Annotated in this window: 12 protein-coding genes; all 12 read left to right on the plus strand. The window is 70.0% G+C overall.

Annotation, left to right across the window (positions count from 1 at the left end; genetic code table 11):
* Positions 1 to 22 precede the first annotated feature (22 nt).
* Positions 23 to 5602, plus strand: coding sequence for a non-ribosomal peptide synthetase (locus tag BKN51_RS41965; protein ID WP_101613803.1), 5580 nt, complete (start codon positions 23 to 25; stop codon positions 5600 to 5602).
* A gap of 13 nt (positions 5603 to 5615) precedes the next feature.
* Positions 5616 to 5825 (plus strand): MbtH family protein, encoded by a 210-nt coding sequence (locus BKN51_RS41970; RefSeq protein WP_101612835.1) that lies wholly within the window; start codon positions 5616 to 5618, stop codon positions 5823 to 5825.
* Positions 5826 to 6332: 507 nt separating this feature from the next.
* Positions 6333 to 7508: a cytochrome P450 gene (locus BKN51_RS41980; RefSeq protein WP_101613805.1), complete on the plus strand. Its 1176-nt coding sequence runs from the start codon at positions 6333 to 6335 to the stop codon at positions 7506 to 7508.
* Positions 7509 to 7530: 22 nt separating this feature from the next.
* Complete coding sequence (locus tag BKN51_RS41985) at positions 7531 to 8688, plus strand: cytochrome P450 (protein ID WP_101612837.1); 1158 nt, start codon at positions 7531 to 7533, stop codon at positions 8686 to 8688.
* Positions 8678 to 9874, plus strand: coding sequence for a cytochrome P450 (locus BKN51_RS41990; RefSeq protein ID WP_101612838.1), 1197 nt, complete (start codon positions 8678 to 8680; stop codon positions 9872 to 9874). The genes BKN51_RS41985 and BKN51_RS41990 overlap by 11 nt, the downstream gene beginning before the upstream one ends.
* Positions 9875 to 9998: 124 nt before the next feature.
* Positions 9999 to 11240 carry a cytochrome P450 gene (locus BKN51_RS41995; RefSeq protein WP_101612839.1) on the plus strand — a complete coding sequence of 414 codons (1242 nt, stop codon included), beginning with the start codon at positions 9999 to 10001 and terminating at the stop codon, positions 11238 to 11240.
* A gap of 17 nt (positions 11241 to 11257) precedes the next feature.
* Positions 11258 to 12415: a glycosyltransferase gene (locus tag BKN51_RS42000; protein WP_101612840.1), complete on the plus strand. Its 1158-nt coding sequence runs from the start codon at positions 11258 to 11260 to the stop codon at positions 12413 to 12415.
* Positions 12416 to 12450: 35 nt separating this feature from the next.
* Positions 12451 to 13677, plus strand: coding sequence for a glycosyltransferase (locus tag BKN51_RS42005; RefSeq protein ID WP_101612841.1), 1227 nt, complete (start codon positions 12451 to 12453; stop codon positions 13675 to 13677).
* A gap of 59 nt (positions 13678 to 13736) precedes the next feature.
* Positions 13737 to 14972, plus strand: a complete 1236-nt coding sequence (locus tag BKN51_RS42010) for a glycosyltransferase (protein WP_101612842.1) — start codon at positions 13737 to 13739, stop codon at positions 14970 to 14972.
* 68 nt (positions 14973 to 15040) lie between these two features.
* The gene (locus BKN51_RS42015; protein ID WP_101612843.1) at positions 15041 to 15820 is read left to right on the plus strand and encodes a class I SAM-dependent methyltransferase; all 780 of its coding nucleotides are present in this window, start codon (positions 15041 to 15043) and stop codon (positions 15818 to 15820) included.
* A 20-nt stretch (positions 15821 to 15840) separates the two neighbouring features.
* Complete coding sequence (locus BKN51_RS42020; RefSeq protein WP_101612844.1) at positions 15841 to 16980, plus strand: glycosyltransferase; 1140 nt, start codon at positions 15841 to 15843, stop codon at positions 16978 to 16980.
* An 82-nt stretch (positions 16981 to 17062) separates the two neighbouring features.
* A complete protein-coding gene (locus BKN51_RS42025; protein ID WP_101613807.1) occupies positions 17063 to 17887 on the plus strand; it encodes a PIG-L deacetylase family protein in 825 nt (274 codons plus the stop codon).
* The last annotated feature ends 34 nt before the right edge of the window (positions 17888 to 17921 follow it).

Here is a 17921-nt window from a genome sequence, read left to right on the forward strand (position 1 = left end):
GCTTTCTTCTAAGGAGCAGATCGTGACCGTTGACGACACCCGCGCGAAGCCGCGTTCCAGCGTGGAGGACGTCTGGCCTCTTTCCCCGCTGCAGGAGGGAATGCTCTATCACACCGCCCTCGACGACGACGGTCCTGACACCTACACCGTGCAGACCGTCTACGGCATCGACGGCCCGCTGGACGCCGCGCTGCTGAGGGCGACGTGGCAGGCTCTCGTGAACCGGCACGCCGCGCTGCGGGCCTGTTTCCGTTACGTCAGCGGCGCGCAGATGGTGCAGGTCATCACACGGGACGCCGAAATCCCTTGGCGGGAAACGGATCTCTCCGGGCTGCCGGACGAAATCCTCGAGAGCGAGGTGGACCGGCTCGCCGCGGACGAGCTGGCCGAGCGCCTCCGCATCGAGGTGGCACCGCTGATGAAGCTGCACCTGATCCGGCTCGGCCCGGACCGCCACCGGCTCGTGCACACGCTCCACCACGTGCTGACCGACGGCTGGTCGATGCCGATCATCCACCGCGAGCTCGCCGCGATCTACGCGGCGGGCGGAGACGCCTCCGGGTTGCCGCCCACAGTGTCCTATCGGGACTATCTCGCCTGGCTCGGCAAGCAGGACAAGGAAGTGGCCAGGGCCGCCTGGCGGGAAGAGTTCACCGGGCTGGACACGCCGACCGCGGTCGCCCCGGCCGATCCGTCCCGGGTGCCCGACATCGACACGGCGGTGGTCGAGCTGTCCACCGAGGTGACGGACGGGCTGGCCAAACTGGCGCGCGGGCACGACCTCACCCTCAACACCGTCGTGCAGGGCGCGTGGGCCGTCGTGCTGTCGCAGCTCGCCGGCCGGACCGAGGTCGTCTTCGGTGCGACAGCCTCGGGGCGTCCCGCCGAGCTGGCGGGCGTGGAGTCGATGGTCGGCCAGCTGCTCAACACGCTGCCGGTGCGGGTCCGGCTCGACGGCGCGCGGCGGGCCGTCGACCTGTTCGCCGAGTTGCAGCGCGACCAGTCGGCCCTGATGGCCCACCAGCATCTCGGCCTGCAGGACGTGCAGGCCGTCGTCGGACCCGGCGCGGTCTTCGACACGCTCGTCATCTACGAGAACTTCCCCCGCAAGGGCCTCGGCCAGGAGCACGGCGGCCTGACCCTGCGCCCGGTCAAACGCGGCCGCAACTCCTCGCACTACCCGTTCACCCTGGTCACCGGCCCGGGTGAGCAGATGCCGCTCATCCTCGACTACGACCGGGGTCTTTTCGACCGGACGGTGGGCGAATCGGTCGTGGGCGCGCTGGCCCGCGTCCTGGAGCGCCTGGTCGCCGAACCCGAGGTCCTCGTCGGCCGCCTGACGCTGCTGAGCGAGGGCGAGCGCGCCCTGGTGGTGGACGACTTCAACGCGACCGCGGGCCCGGTGCCGGGTGATTCCGTGGTCGAGCTGTTCGCCCGGCGGGTGGCCGAGGCACCCGACGCGGTGGCGATCACCGACGCGGCCGGGTCGAACCTCACCTACGCCGAGGTCGACCAGGCGTCGAACCGGCTGGCCGGCCATCTCGCCGGACGCGGCGTCACCCGCGGCGACCGCGTCGGGGTGGCCATGGAGCGGTCCCCGGACCTGCTGATCGCGTTCCTGGCGATCTGGAAGGCGGGCGCCGCGTACGTCCCGGTCGACGTCGAATATCCGGCCGAGCGGATCGCGTTCCTCCTCGGCGATTCCGAGGTCTCGGTCGTCCTGTGCACCGAGGCCACCAGCGGAGTCGTGCCCGAGGGCGCGATCGTCCTCGACGCTCCGGAGACGCGCGCCGCCGTCGCCGCCACCGCCGCGACGGCGCCGTCGGAGCGGCCGTCCGCCGACGACCTGGCGTACGTCATGTACACCTCGGGATCCACTGGACTGCCTAAGGGCGTGGGGATCCCGCACGGTGCGGTGGCGGGCCTCGCGGGCGACTCGGGCTGGCAGATCGGCCCTGGCGACGGCGTGCTGATGCACGCGACGCACGTCTTCGACCCTTCGCTCTACGCGATGTGGGTGCCGCTCGCCACGGGCGCGCGGGTCCTGCTCACCGAGCCGGGCGTGCTGGACGCGGCCGGGGTGCGGCAGGCCGTCGCCCGGGGCGCGAACTTCGTCCACCTCACCGCCGGAACCTTCCGCGCCCTGGCGGAAACGTCCCCGGAGTGCTTCGAGGGCCTGGTCGAGATCGGCACCGGCGGGGACGTGGTTCCCGCGCAGTCCGTGGAAAACCTGCGGCGGGCCCAGCCCGGCCTGCGGGTGCGGAACACCTACGGACCGACCGAGACCACCCTGTGCGCGACGTGGCTCCCGATCGAGCCCGGCGACGTGGTCGATCGCGAACTGCCGATCGGTCACCCGATGACGAACCGCAGGATCTACCTCCTCGACGCCTTCCTGCGCCCGGTGGCGCCGGGGGTGGCGGGCGAGCTGTACATCGCGGGCACGGGGCTGGCCCGCGGATATCTCGGCAGCCCGGACCTGACGGCCGGGCGGTTCGTGGCCTGCCCGTTCCTGCCGGGCGAACGCATGTACCGCACCGGCGACCTGGCCCGCTGGACCCGTGACGGCGAGGTCGTGTTCCTCGAACGCGCCGACGACCAGGTGAAGATCCGCGGTTACCGGGTCGAGCTCGGCGAGGTGGAGTCCGTGCTGGCCGTCCAGCCGGGAGTGGTCGAAGCGGTCGTCATGGCGCGCGAAGACCAGCCGGGCGAGAAGCGCCTGGTGGGGTACTTCGTCTCCGACGGCAGTGACGCGGGACCCGAGGAGATCCGGCGTCAGCTGGGTCTGGTCCTGCCCGCGTACATGGTCCCCATGGCGGTCGTCGCCCTGCCCGGGCTGCCCGTCACGCCCAACGGGAAGGTGGACCGCCGGGCACTGCCCGCCCCGGATCTCGCGGGACGCGCGTCGGAGAAGGCGCCCGAAAGCGAGTCCGAGAAGGTCCTCTGCGAGCTGTTCTCCGAGATCCTCGGCGTCGACCACGTGGGTGTCGACGACGCCTTCCACGACCTCGGCGGCAGTTCCGCGCTGGCCATGCGGCTCATCGCGCGGATCCGCGAGGTGATCGGCGTGGACCTGCCCATCCGGCAGCTGTTCTCCTCGCCGACGCCCGCCGGTGTCGCCAGGGCGCTCGCGGCGAAGTCGCGTCCCGCGCTGGAGGCCGTCGAACGGCCGGACCGGGTGCCGCTCACCGCCCGGCAGCTCCGTGCCTGGCTGCTGGCCAGTCCCGGGGAGGAGACCGCCGGTCTGCAGGTCGCGGTGGCGCTGCGGCTGCGCGGCAGGCTCGACGTGCCCGCGCTGGCGGCCGCGCTCGGCGACGTCGCTGCCCGGCACGAAGTCCTCCGCACGACCTTCCCCGGTGACGCGCAGAGCGTTCACCAGCAGGTCCACGAGGCTTCCGCGATCGAGCTGACCCCGGTCCCGGTCACCGAGGACGAGCTTCCCGCGCTCCTCGCCGAGCGTCGTGAGTCGGGCTTCGACCTCACCCGTGAGGTGCCGTGGCGGTGCGACCTTTTCGCGCTCTCGGAAAAGGAACACGTCCTGCAGCTGCGGGTGCACCGGATCCTCACCGACGACGACTCGCTGGACGTGTTCTTCCGTGACCTGGCGGCCGCGTACGGCGCCCGGCGCTCGGGCCGCGTCCCGGAGCGTGCGCCGCTGGCCCTGCAGTTCGCCGACTACGCGCTCTGGGAGCAGCGGCTTCTCGACGACGGCCGGGAGCAGGGCAGCCTGATCGACGAGCAGGTCGTCTTCTGGCGGGACACCCTGACCGGCATCGACGGCGAGACGGTGCTCCCGTTGGACCGGCCGCGGCCCGCCGTCCCGTCGCGCAAGGCCGGCACGGTCGCGCTGCGGCTGGACGCCGGTCCGTACAACCGGTTGACCGAAGCGGTGGAACGGCTCGGCGCGGAGACGATCCAGGTCGTGCACGCCGCGCTCGCCGTGCTGCTGACCAAGTTCGGGGCGGGCGAGGATCTCGTGATCGGCACGACGCTGCCGCGGGACGAGGACCTCATCGACCTCGAGCCGATGATCGGCCCGTTCGCGCGGCCGTTCGCCCTGCGGACGGATCTCTCGGGCGACCCGACCTTCCTGGAGGTCGTCACCCGGGTGCAGGAGGCGGTCCGCGGTGCGCGTCCGCATCTGGACCTTCCCTTCGAGCGGATCGTCGAGCTGCTCGACCTGCCCGCCTCGCTCTCGCGTCACCCCGTGTTCCAGGTGGGACTCGAGGTGAACGAGGAGGACATCGGCGCGTGGGACGCGGCGGAACTGCCCGCTCTGCGCACCAGCGCCGAGCCGGGCGGGGTCGAGGCCATCGAGCTCGATCTCGCGTTCACGCTCACCGAGCGCCTCGACGAGGACGACAACGAGGACGGCCTCGCAGGCACTCTTCGTTACGCCGCGGACCTGTTCGACGAAGCCACGGCGGAATCGGTGGCACGGCGGCTGATCCGGGTCCTGGAACAGGTGGCCGAGGATCCCCAGCGGCGGATCGGCGACCTGGACCTCTTCCTGGACGACACCGAACGCGGCCGTCCGGCCATCGCGCCCGCGCGCTGGTCCGGTGACGTGCCTTCGGTGGTCGCCGCGCTGGCCGAGGACGGTCCGCTGGGCGCGCTCGTGCTCGACGACGCGCGGCGTCCCGTCGCTCCGGGAGCGGTCGGCGATCTCTACGTCACCGGCCCGGCTGTCGACGCGGGCAAGTCAGGACGGCCGAGCGAACCTTGCCCGTTCGGGGACGCGGGGCACCGGATGCTGAACACGGGCCTGCTCGCCCGCAAGACCGCGGCCAAGACCTTGATCGTGGTGGGCGAGCGGCGGCGATCGAGCACCGCGGTGAAGACGGGCGACTACGAGATCCTGCTGCCGCTGCAAGCCGGTGGCGACCGCCCGCCGCTGTTCTGCGTCCACGCGAGTGGTGGCCTGAGCTGGAACTACGGGCCGCTGCTGCGGCACCTTCCCGCGAACCAGCCGGTCTACGGGGTGCAGGCGCGTGGCCTGGCCCGGACCGAACGGCTTCCCGAGAGCGTCGAGGAGATGGCGGCCGACTACCTCGCGCACATCCGCGCCGTGCAGCCGACCGGGCCGTACCACCTGCTCGGCTGGTCACTCGGCGGACGGATCGCGCAGGCGATGGCCGCGTTGCTCGAAGCGGACGGGGAAGAGGTCGGCCTGCTGGCCCTGCTCGACGCCTACCCCGTCTACATGGGACGGAACGCGACCGGCACGGTGACCGAAGAAGCCTCGCGCGACGAAGACGGCCTGCAGAAACGGAAGCAGCAGGATCTGGAACTCGCGGGCGGAATGGTCCAGGGACCCGGTGCCAAGGAACGGCTGGAAGCCGTGATGCGGAACCTCTGGAAGGTCGGGCCGCAGCACACCGCCACGCCGTTCAAGGGCGACATCCTGCTGTTCGTCGCCTCCGAGGACCGGCCGGCCCATCTGCCCGTTTCCGAGGCGATCGCCGGCTGGAAGGACTTCACCAGCGGGGCCATCGAACCCCACGAGATCCCGACCAACCATTACGACATGGTGCAACCCGCGGCGCTGGTCCAGATTGGGTCCATCGTCGCCGAGAAGCTCCGGCCCCGGCCGGGTGCGTGAAAGGACACAAACCATGACCAACCCCTTCGACAACGAAGACGGTTCCTTCTTGGTGCTCGTCAACGACGAAGGCCAGCACTCCCTCTGGCCGACCTTCGCCGAGGTGCCCGCCGGCTGGACCCGCGTGCACGGCGAGGCCTCGCGCCAGGAATGCCTGGCCTACGTGGAGGAGAACTGGACCGACCTCCGGCCGAAGAGCCTGATCGCGGAAGTCAACGGCTGAGCTGAGCTGTCCAGCCGCTCAATGCGGACGGTTGGACGAGCCTGGCGGCCGCTTGCCCCGATGACGCGAAAGCCACTTTCGCAACCTTCACCGTTGTGAAAGTGGCTTTCGCAACAGGCCACCCTTGCCCACCCCGACAGACCGTCCTCGCCGCTCCCGAGCTTCCGGCGACCGTGTCGCGAAAGCCACTTTCGGGACATCTGACGTCCCGAAAGTGGCTTTCGCGACACGCCACCGGCGCGAAGGGCTCAGGATCAGGTGCGTCCCACCCCTGATCCGGATGGCTGGACGAGCTCGGCGGCCGCTTGCGCCGATGACGCGAAAGCCACTTTCGCAACCTTCACCGTTGTGAAGGTGGCTTTCGCAACGCGGCACCGGCGCGACGCGCCCCGAGAACAGAAGCGCCCACCCTTGCCCGCCGGTCGGTTGGACGAGCTCGACGCTCGTCCGGCCGACCGGGAACATCCACTCCGCATGCCCCGGCTGGTCGAGGCGAAAGGATCTGCCGTGTTCGAAGAGCTCAACGTCGTCCGGGGCTTGGAAATCCACCGGAGGGACCGATTCGATCCGGGTGCGGAACTTCTCGCCCTGATGGACCAGGGCCCCATTTCCGCTTTGGGCACCGAGGATTCCGGGGAACGCCGGACCGCGTGGCTCGCCACCGGGTACGACGAGGTCCGGCAGGTCCTCAGCTCGGACAAGTTCAGCGCACGGCTGATCTACGGCGGGACCGCGGCCGGGATCGCCTGGCCCGGTTTCCTCACCCACTACGACCCGCCGGACCACACCCGGCTGCGACGGCTGGTGACGCCTCCGTTCGCCATCCGGCGGATGCAGGGGTTCCGGCCGGAGGTCGAGCAGATCGTCGAAGACGTCCTCGACACCATCGAGGACATGGGCGGCCCCGCGGACTTCGTCCCGCAGTTCGGGTGGGCCGTCGCCACGACGGCGACCTGCGACTTCCTGGGCATCCCGCGTGACGACCAGGCGGATCTGGCGCGCACCTTGCACGCCAGCCGGACCGAGCGGACGGACAAACGGCGCAACGCGGCGGGCAACAAGTACATGACGTACATGAACAAGGCCGTGGCCCGCGTCCGCACCAACCCCGGTGACGACCTGTTCGGTGTCGTGGTGCGCGAGCACGGCGACGAGATCACCGACGCGGAGCTGGCGGGGGTGGCCGCGTTCATCATGGGCGCGGGCGGCGACCAGGTGGCCCGGTTCCTCGCGGCGGGCGCGTTGCTGATGGCCGATTTCCCGGAGCAGTTCGACCTGCTCCGCGAAAAGCCGGACACCGTCCCGGATTGGCTCGAAGAACTGACCCGGTACCTCACCACCGACGAAAAGCTCCACCCGCGCATCGCGAAGGAGGACGTGCTGATCGGTGACCGCCTCGTCAAGGCGGGCGACACCGTCACGTGTTCTTTGCTGGGCGCGAATCGCGGGAAGTTCCCGGCCCCGGAGGACGAGTTCGACATCACCCGGGAGAAGGCCCCGCACGTCGCGTTCGGGCACGGTATCCACCACTGCCTCGGCAGGCCGCTGGCGGAGATGGTGTTCCGGGTCGCGATTCCGGCGCTGGCCCTGCGTTTTCCGAAGCTGAGGCTCGCCGAGCCCGACCGCAAGCTCAAATTCGGGCCGCCACCGTTCGACGTGGAAGCCCTGCTGCTCGACTGGTAACGCCAGAAGCCTGAGGAGAATCATGGTAGTTCCCTTGCCGCATCAGCGGGTCCGGCTCGATCCGGCGCCGGAGCTCTGCGCGTTGCAGAAGGAGGGGCCGCTCCACGAGTACGACACGGAGACGGGGCTGAACGGCCGCAAGCAATGGTTGGTCACCGGCTACGACGAGGTGCGGGAGATCCTCGCCGACGCCACCCGCTTCAGTTCGATGCGCCCGGTCGACGACGAGGCGGACCGGGCCCATCTGCCGGGGATCCTGCAGGCCTACGACCCGCCCGATCACACCCGCCTGCGCGGGACCGTGGCGGGGGCGTTCAGCGTCCGGCGGATCGAGCGGCTGCGGCCCCGCGTCGAAGAGATCCTCGAAGAGGGCTTGGACGATCTCGAGAGCATGGGTTCGCCGATCGACTTCGTCCGGTACGCGGGCTGGCCCATCCCGGCGCTCATCGCCTGCGAGTTCCTCGGCGTCCCGCGCGACGACCAGGCCGACCTGTCGCGGATGATCCGTGACAGCCGGGAGAGCCGGATTCCCAAGCAGCGGGCCCAATCGAGCCTCGGCGTCGTCCACTACTGCGAAAAGCTCGCGGCCCGCGAACGCCGCGATCCCGGCGACGAACTGATCGGTTTCATCGTGCGCGAGCACGGGGACAAGGTCAGCGACGAAGAGCTTTCGGGGCTCGCCGAGGCGATCCTGATCGTGGCGGTCGAGCAGATGGCCGCCCAGCTGGCGATGGCGGTGCTCCTGTTCGCGACCAACCCCGCCCAGCTGGCGTTGCTCCAGGAGCGCCCGGAGCTGGTGAACAGCGCGACCGAGGAAGTCCTTCGCTACCCGACGATCGTCGAGGCTCCTTCTCCCCGGACAGCGCTCGTCGACCTGAACATCGCCGGATACGACATCCGCGCCGGTGACGTGCTGACCTGTTCGATGCTGGCGGTCAACCGCACGCTCGGGGACAAGTTCGACATCACCCGGGAGAACTCGCCGGGGCACCTGGCCTTCGGGCACGGCATCCACCACTGTGTCGGCGCTCCGCTGGCCAGGCTCGAACTGCGGGTGGCGCTGCCGGTGCTGGCCCGCCGGTTCCCGTCGCTGCGGCTGGCGGTCCCGGAAGAGGAACTGCGGTTCGTGGCGGGCAAACCGGCCCCGTTCAACATCGAGGAGCTCCCCATTGAGTGGTGAGGACACGCGCCCGCTCCACATCCGCAGGCAGGACCTCGATCCGGCGGACGAACTGCGCGCCGCCGGACCACTGTCGAGGGTCACCGTCGGATCCGGAGCGGACGCCGAAACCATCTGGATGGCCGCGGGACATTCCGTCGTGCGGCAGGTCCTCGGCGATCACAAGCGGTTCAGCACGCGGCGCCGTTGGCACGAGCAGGACGAGATCGGCGGGGAAGGCATCTTCCGGCCGAACGAGCTGGTCGGCAACCTGATGGACTACGACCCGCCCGAGCACACCCGGATGCGGCAGAAACTGACCCCCGGGTTCACGCTGCGCAAGATGCGGCGGATGGAGCCGTACATCGAGCAGATCGTCACCGAACGGCTCGACGCCATGGAGGACGCGGGATCTCCCGCCGACGTGATCGAGCTCGTCGCCGACGAGGTGCCGGGGGCCGTGCTGTGCGAGCTGATCGGGGTTCCCCGGGACGACCGCGCCATGTTTTTGAAGCTGTGTCACGGACATCTCGACGCTTCGCTGAGCCAGCGGAGACGGGCGGCCGCCGGCGAGGCGTTCTCCCGCTATCTGCTGGCCATGATCGCCAGGAACCGGAAGGACCCCGGCGAAGGGCTGATCGGGGCGGTCGTCGCCGCACACGGCGACGAGGCCACCGACGAGGAGCTGAGGGGCTTCTGCGTTCAGGTGATGCTGGCCGGTGACGACAACATCTCCGGCATGATCGGGCTCGGCGTGCTGGCGCTGCTGCGGCATCCCGAGCAGCTCGAAGCGCTGCGGGGCGAAGGCCAGGCGGCGGACCGCGCGGTCGACGAGCTGATCCGGTACCTGACGGTGCCGTACGCCCCGACACCCCGGACGGCCATGGAGGACGTCACCATCGGGGAGGAGGTCATCAAGGAGGGGGAAACCGTCCTCTGCTCGCTCCCGATGGCCAACCGTGATTCCGCGCTGCTGCCGGAACCGGACCGCCTCGACCTCGCGCGCGAGCCCGTCCCGCATGTGGCGTTCGGGCACGGCATCCACCATTGCCTCGGCGCTTCCCTTGCCCGTCTCGAACTGCGGACCGTGTTCACCCTTCTGTGGCAACGTTTCCCCGAGCTGAGGCTCGCGGATCCCGCGAAGGACACCATGTTCCGCCTGACCACCCCGGCCTACGGCCTCACCAGCCTGATGGTCGCTTGGTGAGGCGCCGGTCCACGACCACGTCCATGGCGGCGCGCTGGACCTCCCGCCCGATCGCGGATGAAGATGGCGATGCGGCGCGCAGCCGGACCGCAATTCCTGGTCTATGAAGGAGCTTCCACTCGGTATGGAGCACGCAATCGACGAGGTCGCGCCGGCCGTGGAGCCGACGGCGAACTACATGATGAGAACGCACTGCGATCCGCATGCGGACATGTTCGCCCTCCGCGAGAAGGGCCCGCTGGTCCGGATTCTCGGGGACGCGTCCACGCAGCTCGGCACGGGCTACGTCTGGCAGGCCCTCGGCTACGACGTCGTGCGCAAGATCCTCGGTGATCACGAGAACTTCACGACGCGGCCCCGGCTGACCGAGGCGGAAGCGGCGAGGACGACCAACGGCGAAGACGTGCCCATGGCGCCGCAGTTCGTCGGGCAGATCTCGACCTACGACCCGCCGGAACACACCCGGCTGCGGAAGATGCTGACCCCGGAGTTCACCGTCCGGCGGATCCGGCGGCTGGAACCCGCGATCCAGGAACTCATCGACGATCGTCTCGACGAGCTGGAGGCGGAGGGACCGGGCGCGGACGTCCAGGGACTGTTCGCCGATCCCGTCGGCGGCGGGGTTCTCTGCGAACTGCTCGGCATTCCGCGGGACGACCGCAACGAGTTCATCCGCCGGATCAGGCGGAACGTCGACCTCAGCCGCGGCTTCAAGGCGAGGGCGGCCGACAGCGCGGCGTTCAACCGGTATCTGCTCAGCCTCATCACCCGGCAGCGCCAGGATCCCGACGAAGGGTTCCTCGGCATGCTCGTGCGCGAGCACGGGGACAACGTCACGGACGAGGAGCTGAAGGGTCTCTGCACGGCGCTGCTCCTCGGCGGTGTCGAGACCGTCGCGGGGATGCTCGGGTTCGGGGTCCTCGCGCTGCTGGATCACCCCGAGCAGAAACAAATGCTCTTCGAAGGCCGCGAGGAAGCCGATCGCGTGGTCAACGAACTGCTGCGGTATCTCTCGCCCGTGCAGCAGCCGAATCCGCGGATGGCGCTGAGGGACGTCGTCGTCGGCGGACAGCTGATCAAGGCGGGGGACTACGTCCTGTGCTCGATCCTGATGGCCAACCGGGACGAGGCGCTGACCCCGAACCCCAATGTCCTCGACGCGAGGCGCCCTTCGGTTTCGGACGTCGGATTCGGGCACGGAATCCATTACTGCATCGGCGCGGCGGTGGCGAGGACGGTGCTGCGGATGGCTTATCAGGCGCTGTGGCGACGATTCCCCGACATGAGCCTGGCGGTCTCCGCCGATGAAGTGAAACTCCGGAACGCCTTCATCGACTGCCCGGATCAGTTGCCGGTCACCTGGTAATGCAGAGGGGAAGCCAAATGCGCGTGTTGTTGTGGGCGTGTGGATCACGAGGGGACGTCGAGCCGCTGGTGGCGCTGGCGGCGCGGCTGCGGGAATCCGGCGCCGAGGTGCGGATGTGCGCGCCGCCGGACAGCGCGGAGCGGCTGGCCGAGATCGGGGTTCCGCTGGTGCCGGTCGCGCGCCCGGACCGGGGGATGAACGACGGCGAGGGACGCGATCCCGCCCTCGCGGCGGCCGGGATCGCCGAGCAGTTCGACCAGATGCCGTCGGTCGCCGAAGGCTGCGACGTCGTGGTGGCGACCGGTCTGCTGTCCGGTGCGGTTGCCGTGCGCTCGGTCGCCGAGAAGCTCGGGATTCCTTACCACTACGTCGCTTTGTGCCCGATCCACCTGCCGAGCCACCTCGAAGCGGCGCAGCGGGTGATGTACAACCAGGGTGCCGACGGGCTGTTCGGTGACGCGCTCAATGCCAAGCGGGCCGAGATCGGCCTGCCGCCGGCGAAGAACCTCTTCGACTACTGCTCCACCGACAAGCCTTTGCTGGCCGCGGATCCCATCCTCGCCCCGCTCGAACCGCGGCACGAGGCCGTGCAGACCGGCGCGTGGATCCTGCCCGACGAACGCCCGCTTTCCGCTGAGCTGGAGGCGTTCCTCGCCGCCGGGCCGCCGCCGGTGTACGTCGGTTTCGGCAGCTCGTCCGGGACCGCCGACGCGGCGAAGGTCGCCATCGAGGCGAGCCGTGCCCAGGGGCATCGGGTGATCCTTTCGCGCGGCTGGGCCGATCTCGACCTGCCCGACGCGGGCGCCGACTGTTTCGCCGTCGACGAGGTGAACCTCCAGGAGTTGTTCCGCCGGGTCGCCCTCACCATCCACCACGACGGCACGGGGACGACGCACGTGGCCACCCGCGGGGGCGCTCCCCAGATCGTGGTGCGCTCGATCGTCGGCCAGCAGTACTACTCGGACCGGATCGCCGAACTGGGGATCGGTGTCGCCCTCGAGGGCCCGGCCCCGTCCTTCGAGGCCATGTCCGCCGCGCTCACCACGGCCCTGTCGCCGGAATCCCGGGAGCGGGCGATCGCCGTCGCCGACACGATCCGCGAGGACGGGACGACGGCCGCCGTCGAACTGCTGCGTGAAGCGGTCAGCCGGGAAAAGCCGTCTGTTCCGGCCTGAACCATCACAGAACCTAACGAACGGGGAATCACGGAATGCGCGTGTTGCTGGCGACGTCCGGAAGCCGTGGGGATGTCGAACCGCTGGTGGCCTTGGCGGTGCGGCTGCGGGACTCCGGCGCCGAGGTGCGGATGTGCGCGCCGCCGGATTCCTCGGAGCGGCTGGCCGAGGTCGGCGTGCCGCTGGTGCCGGTCGGCAAGTCGACCCGGACCGCGATCAAGGGGGCGAAGCCGCCGTCGCCCGAGGACGGGCCGCGGCTCTCGGCCGAGGCGATCGCCGTCCAGTTCGAGCAGGTCCCGGCGGCCGCCGAGGGCTGCGACGTGGTGCTGGCGACCGGGATGCTGGCCACCGCGGTCGCCGTGCGGTCGGTCGCCGAGAAGCTCGGCATCCCCTATTTCTACGGCTTTTACTGCCCGCGCTTCATTCCCTCGCCGCATTACGCGCCGCCGCCGCCGCTCGGTGAGCCGCCCGCGCCCGAGGGGACCGACAACCGGGCGCTGTGGAACAGGAACAGCCAGAGCGCCCTCAGGCGATTCGGTGAGCCGCTCAACGCCCAACGGGCCTCGATCGGTTTGCCGCCGGTCGAGGACATCTTCCGGTACGGCTTCACCGATCATCCGGTGCTGGCGGCCGATCCGGCGCTGGCCCCGTTGCAGCCGACGGATCTCGACGCCGTCCAGACCGGTGCGTGGACCCTGCCCGACGAACGCCCCCTCGCGGCCGACCTGGAGGCGTTCCTCGCCGCTGGGCCGCCGCCGGTGTACGTCGGTTTCGGCAGCATGCGCGCGCCCGAGGAGGCCGCCAAGATCGCCATCGAAGCGGTCCGCGCCCAGGGCCGCCGCGTGATCCTTTCCCGCGGTTGGGCCGATCTGGCCCTGGTCGACGACCGGGGCGACTGTTTCGCCGCGAGCGAGGGCAACCACCAGCTGCTGTTCGGCCGCGTGGCCGCCGCCGTCCACCACGGTGGCGCGGGGACGACGACCACGGCCACCCGTGCGGGCGTTCCCCAGGTCGTGGTCCCGCAGATCGCCGACCAGCCGTACTTCGCGGGCCGGGTGGCCGAACTGGGCATCGGGGCGGCGCACGACGGCCCGACCCCGACCTTCGATTCCTTGTCCGCCGCGCTCGCCACGGCGCTCGCCCCGGAAACCCGGGAGCGGGCGGCGGCCGTGGCGGGCACGGTTCGCACCGACGGGGCCGCCGTGGCCGCGAAACTCCTGATCGACGCGGTCAACCGGGAGAAGCCGTCCGTTTCCGTGTGACCACACAGTCGTGTGACCACAGTCGTGTGACCACACGGTCCGAAAACAGGGGATGCGAAATGCGTGTGTTGTTGTCGACGACCGGACTCCGCGGAGACGTCGAACCGGTGGTCGCACTGGCCGTGCGGTTGCGCGAGCTCGGCGCCGAGGTGCGGGTGTGCGCGCCGCCGGACACCGAGGAGCGGCTGGCCGAGTTCGCCGTTCCGGTGGTGCCGGTCGGCCAGTCCTTGCGCGCGATGATGCGGGGGATGTCGGAGTCGGCGGAGGGGCCGGAACCCCGGAGCCCGGCCGAAGAGCTCGGCGAGCAGTTCGACCAGGTCCCGGCGGCCGCCGAAGGCTGTGACGTGGTGCTGGCGACCGGTGTGCTGTCCGCCGCCCTCGGGGTGCGGTCGGTGGCCGAAAAGCTGGGCATCCCGTACTTCTACGCCGCGTACTGCCCGATCTACCTGCCGTCGCCGTACTACCCGCCGCCGTTGTCGCGTGGCGACGGCCGTCCGCCCGAGGAGGCGATGGACGACAACCGGGCGCTGTGGGACTTCTACGACGAGGTCTTCGCCAAGCGGTACGCCGCCCCGCTCAACGACAGGCGCGCGGCGATCGGCCTGCCGCCGGTGGGGAATCTCGTCGAGTACGGCTTCACCGAGCAGCCCTGGATGGCGGCCGACCCGACCTTGGCCCCGCCGCGGCCGGAACTCGGCGCCCTGCAGACCGGCGCGTGGATCCTGCCCGACGAACGCCCGCTTTCCGCTGAGCTGGAAGCTTTCCTCGCCGCCGGCCCGCCGCCGGTGTACGTCGGTTTCGGCAGCACGTCCGAGACCGCCGGCACCGTGAAGCTGGCCATCGAGGCGATCCGTGCCCAGGGCCATCGGGTGGTCCTTTCCCGTGGCTGGGCCGATCTGGCGCTTCCCGACGACGGGGCCGACTGCTTCGCCGTCGGCGAGGCCAACCTGCAGGCCTTGTTCGGCCGGGTGGCCGCCGTCGTTCATCACGCGGGCGGGGGCACGACGACCGTGGCCGCGCGGGCGGGCGTCCCCCAGGTCGTGCTGCCCCAGATCACCGACCAGCCGTACTTCGCCGAGCAGGTGGCCGCACTGGGCATCGGGGTGGCGTTCGAGGAGTACGGACCGGCGCCGACCTTCGATTCCCTGTCGGCCGCGCTCGCCAAGGCACTGTCCCCGGAGATCCGGGAGCGGGCGGCGGCCGTGGCGGGCTCGATCCGCACCGACGGCACGACGGTGGCCGCGGAACTCCTGCGTGACGCGGTCAGCCGGAAGAAGCCGGCTGTTTCCGTTTGACCATCGTGAACCTAACCAGGGTGAGGAAAATGTCCGATCTGGCTGCTGCACCGCACGAGAACCGGGAAATGGCGCAATGGTTCGGCCTCGACGCCGAACGGTACGACCGCGCCCGGCCCAGCTATCCCGAAGCACTGGTCGACCGGGTCGTCGGTTTGAGCCCTGGCAAGAACTTCGTGGACGTCGGCTGCGGTACCGGTCTTTCGTCGCGTCCGTTCCAGGCGGCGGGCTGCACGGTGCTCGGCGTGGAACCGGACGCGCGGATGGCGGAGGTCGCCCGCAGGCGTGGCCTCGACGTCGAGGTCGCCAAGTTCGAGGACTGGGACCCGGCGGGCCGCACCTTCGACGCGGTCGTCTCGGGGACCGCCTGGCACTGGGTGGACCCGTTCGCGGGCGCGGCCAAGGTGGCGGGCGTACTGGCCCCCCAAGGTCTGCTGGCGTTGTTCGACAACGGTTTCGAACTCCCGCAGGCCGTCATGACGGCGCAGGGGGAGGCGTACCGCCACGCCATGCCCGACCTGAAGTTCGAACCACCGTCCGAAAAGGACGGTGAAGAAGACGTCGAAGAGTATGCCAAGCAGATCTATGCCAAGCAGTACGTGAAGGCCGCCGAGGGCATCCTCAAGACCGGGGCGTTCAGCGAGCCGAAGGAACTGCGGTTCGCGTGGTCGCGGGTCTGCACCCGCGACGAATGGCTGGACCAGATCCCGACGCAGGGCGGTCTCAACCATCTCGCGGAGGACGCGCGCGCCCGGTTCCTGACGTATCTCGGCTCGGCGATCGACGAGCTGGGCGGCTCTTTCACCATCAACTACGCCACTGTCGGCATCGCCGCGATCCGGCGCTGAAGTACTCCAGGGGATACGAAATGCGCGTGTTGTTTTGGTCGTACGGAGCCCGCGGCGAGGTCGAACCGCTGGTGGCACTGGCGGTGCGGTTGCGGGAAGACGGTGTCGAGGTGCGGATGTGCGCGCCGCCGGACTACGCCGCACGCCTGGCCGAGGTCGGTGTGCCGCACGTCGTCGTCGGCAAGCCGGTGCTCGAAGGCGCGGGAGCGCTGGGCGGGCCGCCCGAGTCGCCCGAGGCCGCTGTCGCGGGGATTGCCGAGCAGTTCGAGAAGATCCCCGCCGCCGCCGAAGGCTGTGACGCGGTGGTGGCGAGCGGTCTGCTGTCCGGCGCGATCGGGGTGCGGTCGGTCGCCGAGAAGCTCGGAATTCCCTATTTCTACGCCGTTCCTTCGCCGGTCCTGTTGCCGTCGCCCGAGCACCGGGCCATGTACAACCAGGGCGCCGACGGGATGTTCGGTGAAGCGCTCAACGGTCTGCGGGCCGGGATCGGCCTGCCGCCGGTGAAGAGCCTTTACGACTTCAGCTGTACCGATCAGCCCTGGCTGATCGCGGATCCACTCCTGGCCCCGCGGCCGCCGGGCCTGGACGTGGTGCAGACCGGTGCGTGGCTCCTGTCCGACGAACGGCCTCTTTCCCGTGAGCTGGAGGCGTTCCTGGCCGCCGGCCCGCCGCCGGTGTACGTGGGCTTCGGCAGTTCACCCGCGCCCGCGAACATCGCCAAGGTGGCCGTCGAGGCCATCCGCGCCCAGGGTCGCCGGGTGATCCTTTCCCACGGCTGGGCGGGTTTGGACCTGCCGGACGGTGCGGCCGACTGCCTCGCCGTCGACGAGGTGAACCTCCAGGTGCTGTTCGGCCGGGTGGCCGCAGCCGTCCACCACGGCGGAGTGGGCACGACGCACGTGGCCGCTCGCGCGGGCGTTCCCCAGGTCGTGGTCCCGCAGATCGCGGACCATCCGCATTTCGCCGCCAAGGTGGCCGAACTGGGCATCGGGGTGGCGCACGACGGCCCGGAACCGACCGTCGAGTCCCTGTCCGCCGCGCTCGCCACGGCACTGGCCCCGGAAACCCGGGAGCGGGCGACGGCCGTCGCCGCGACGATCGGCGCCGACGGGACGACGGTGGCCGCGGGACTCCTGCGTGAAGCAGTGGGCTCCGCCTGACCAACTGTCCGTAATGGACGCTTGGTCTTCTGTCCAGTCCGCACTGTTGTAGCGTCGTGACGAGGTCATCAAAATCATGTCCATGCTTCAGAATCCCGGGGAGACCCGGCTGCTGGCGATCTCCCCCCATTTGGACGACGCGGTCCTTTCGCTCGGGGCCGGTCTCGCCCAAGCAGCGCGGGACGGCGCGAAAGTGCTCGTCCATACGGTCTTCGCCGGTACCGCGCCCCCTCCCTATTCCGCGGCGGCGGAGCGAATGCACGCCGTCTGGGGTCTTTCGCCCGAAGACGACGCGCCGCTCCATCGGCGGAACGAGGACATCGCCGCCCTCGACGGCCTGGGGGTGGCCCATCGCCACGGCCGGTTCCTCGACTCCATCTACCGCCGGTTGCCCGACGGCCGCTGGCTGACGGATCACGTGGCAGGCGGGCAAAAGCTGGCGATGAACGAGGATTCGGCCGACGGCGACGACGGTCTCGTCACCGAGATCAAGGCCGACCTCGAGACGGTCATCGCGGAGTTCGCTCCCACGGTGATCGTCACGTGCGCGGCCATCGTCGACCATCCCGACAACGAGGCCGCGCGAGACGCCGCCCTGTCCGCCGCGCGCGAGAAGAACATTCCGATACGGCTGTGGGAAGACCTTCCCTACTCGATGTTCAAACCGGGCAAGATCGAACTCCCGCCGGGATTCCGCCTCGGTTCTTCCGAATTCCACTCCGCGACCGCGGAGATCTGGAAACGGAAAGTCGAGGCCGCGGAGTGCTATTCTTCCCAACTGGCGATGCTCAACGGCCGCAACAAGAATCTGTTCGCCCGGCTCGACGAGCACGCCCGGAAGAACTCACCCCATGGCGGATATGGCGAAACCACCTGGCCGGTTCTCCTCGACGAAGATCCCCGCTGAACCTCCCCACAATCGACGCCGTATCACGCCCGGA

This window comes from Amycolatopsis sp. BJA-103, from assembly GCF_002849735.1.
GTDB lineage: Bacteria > Actinomycetota > Actinomycetes > Mycobacteriales > Pseudonocardiaceae > Amycolatopsis.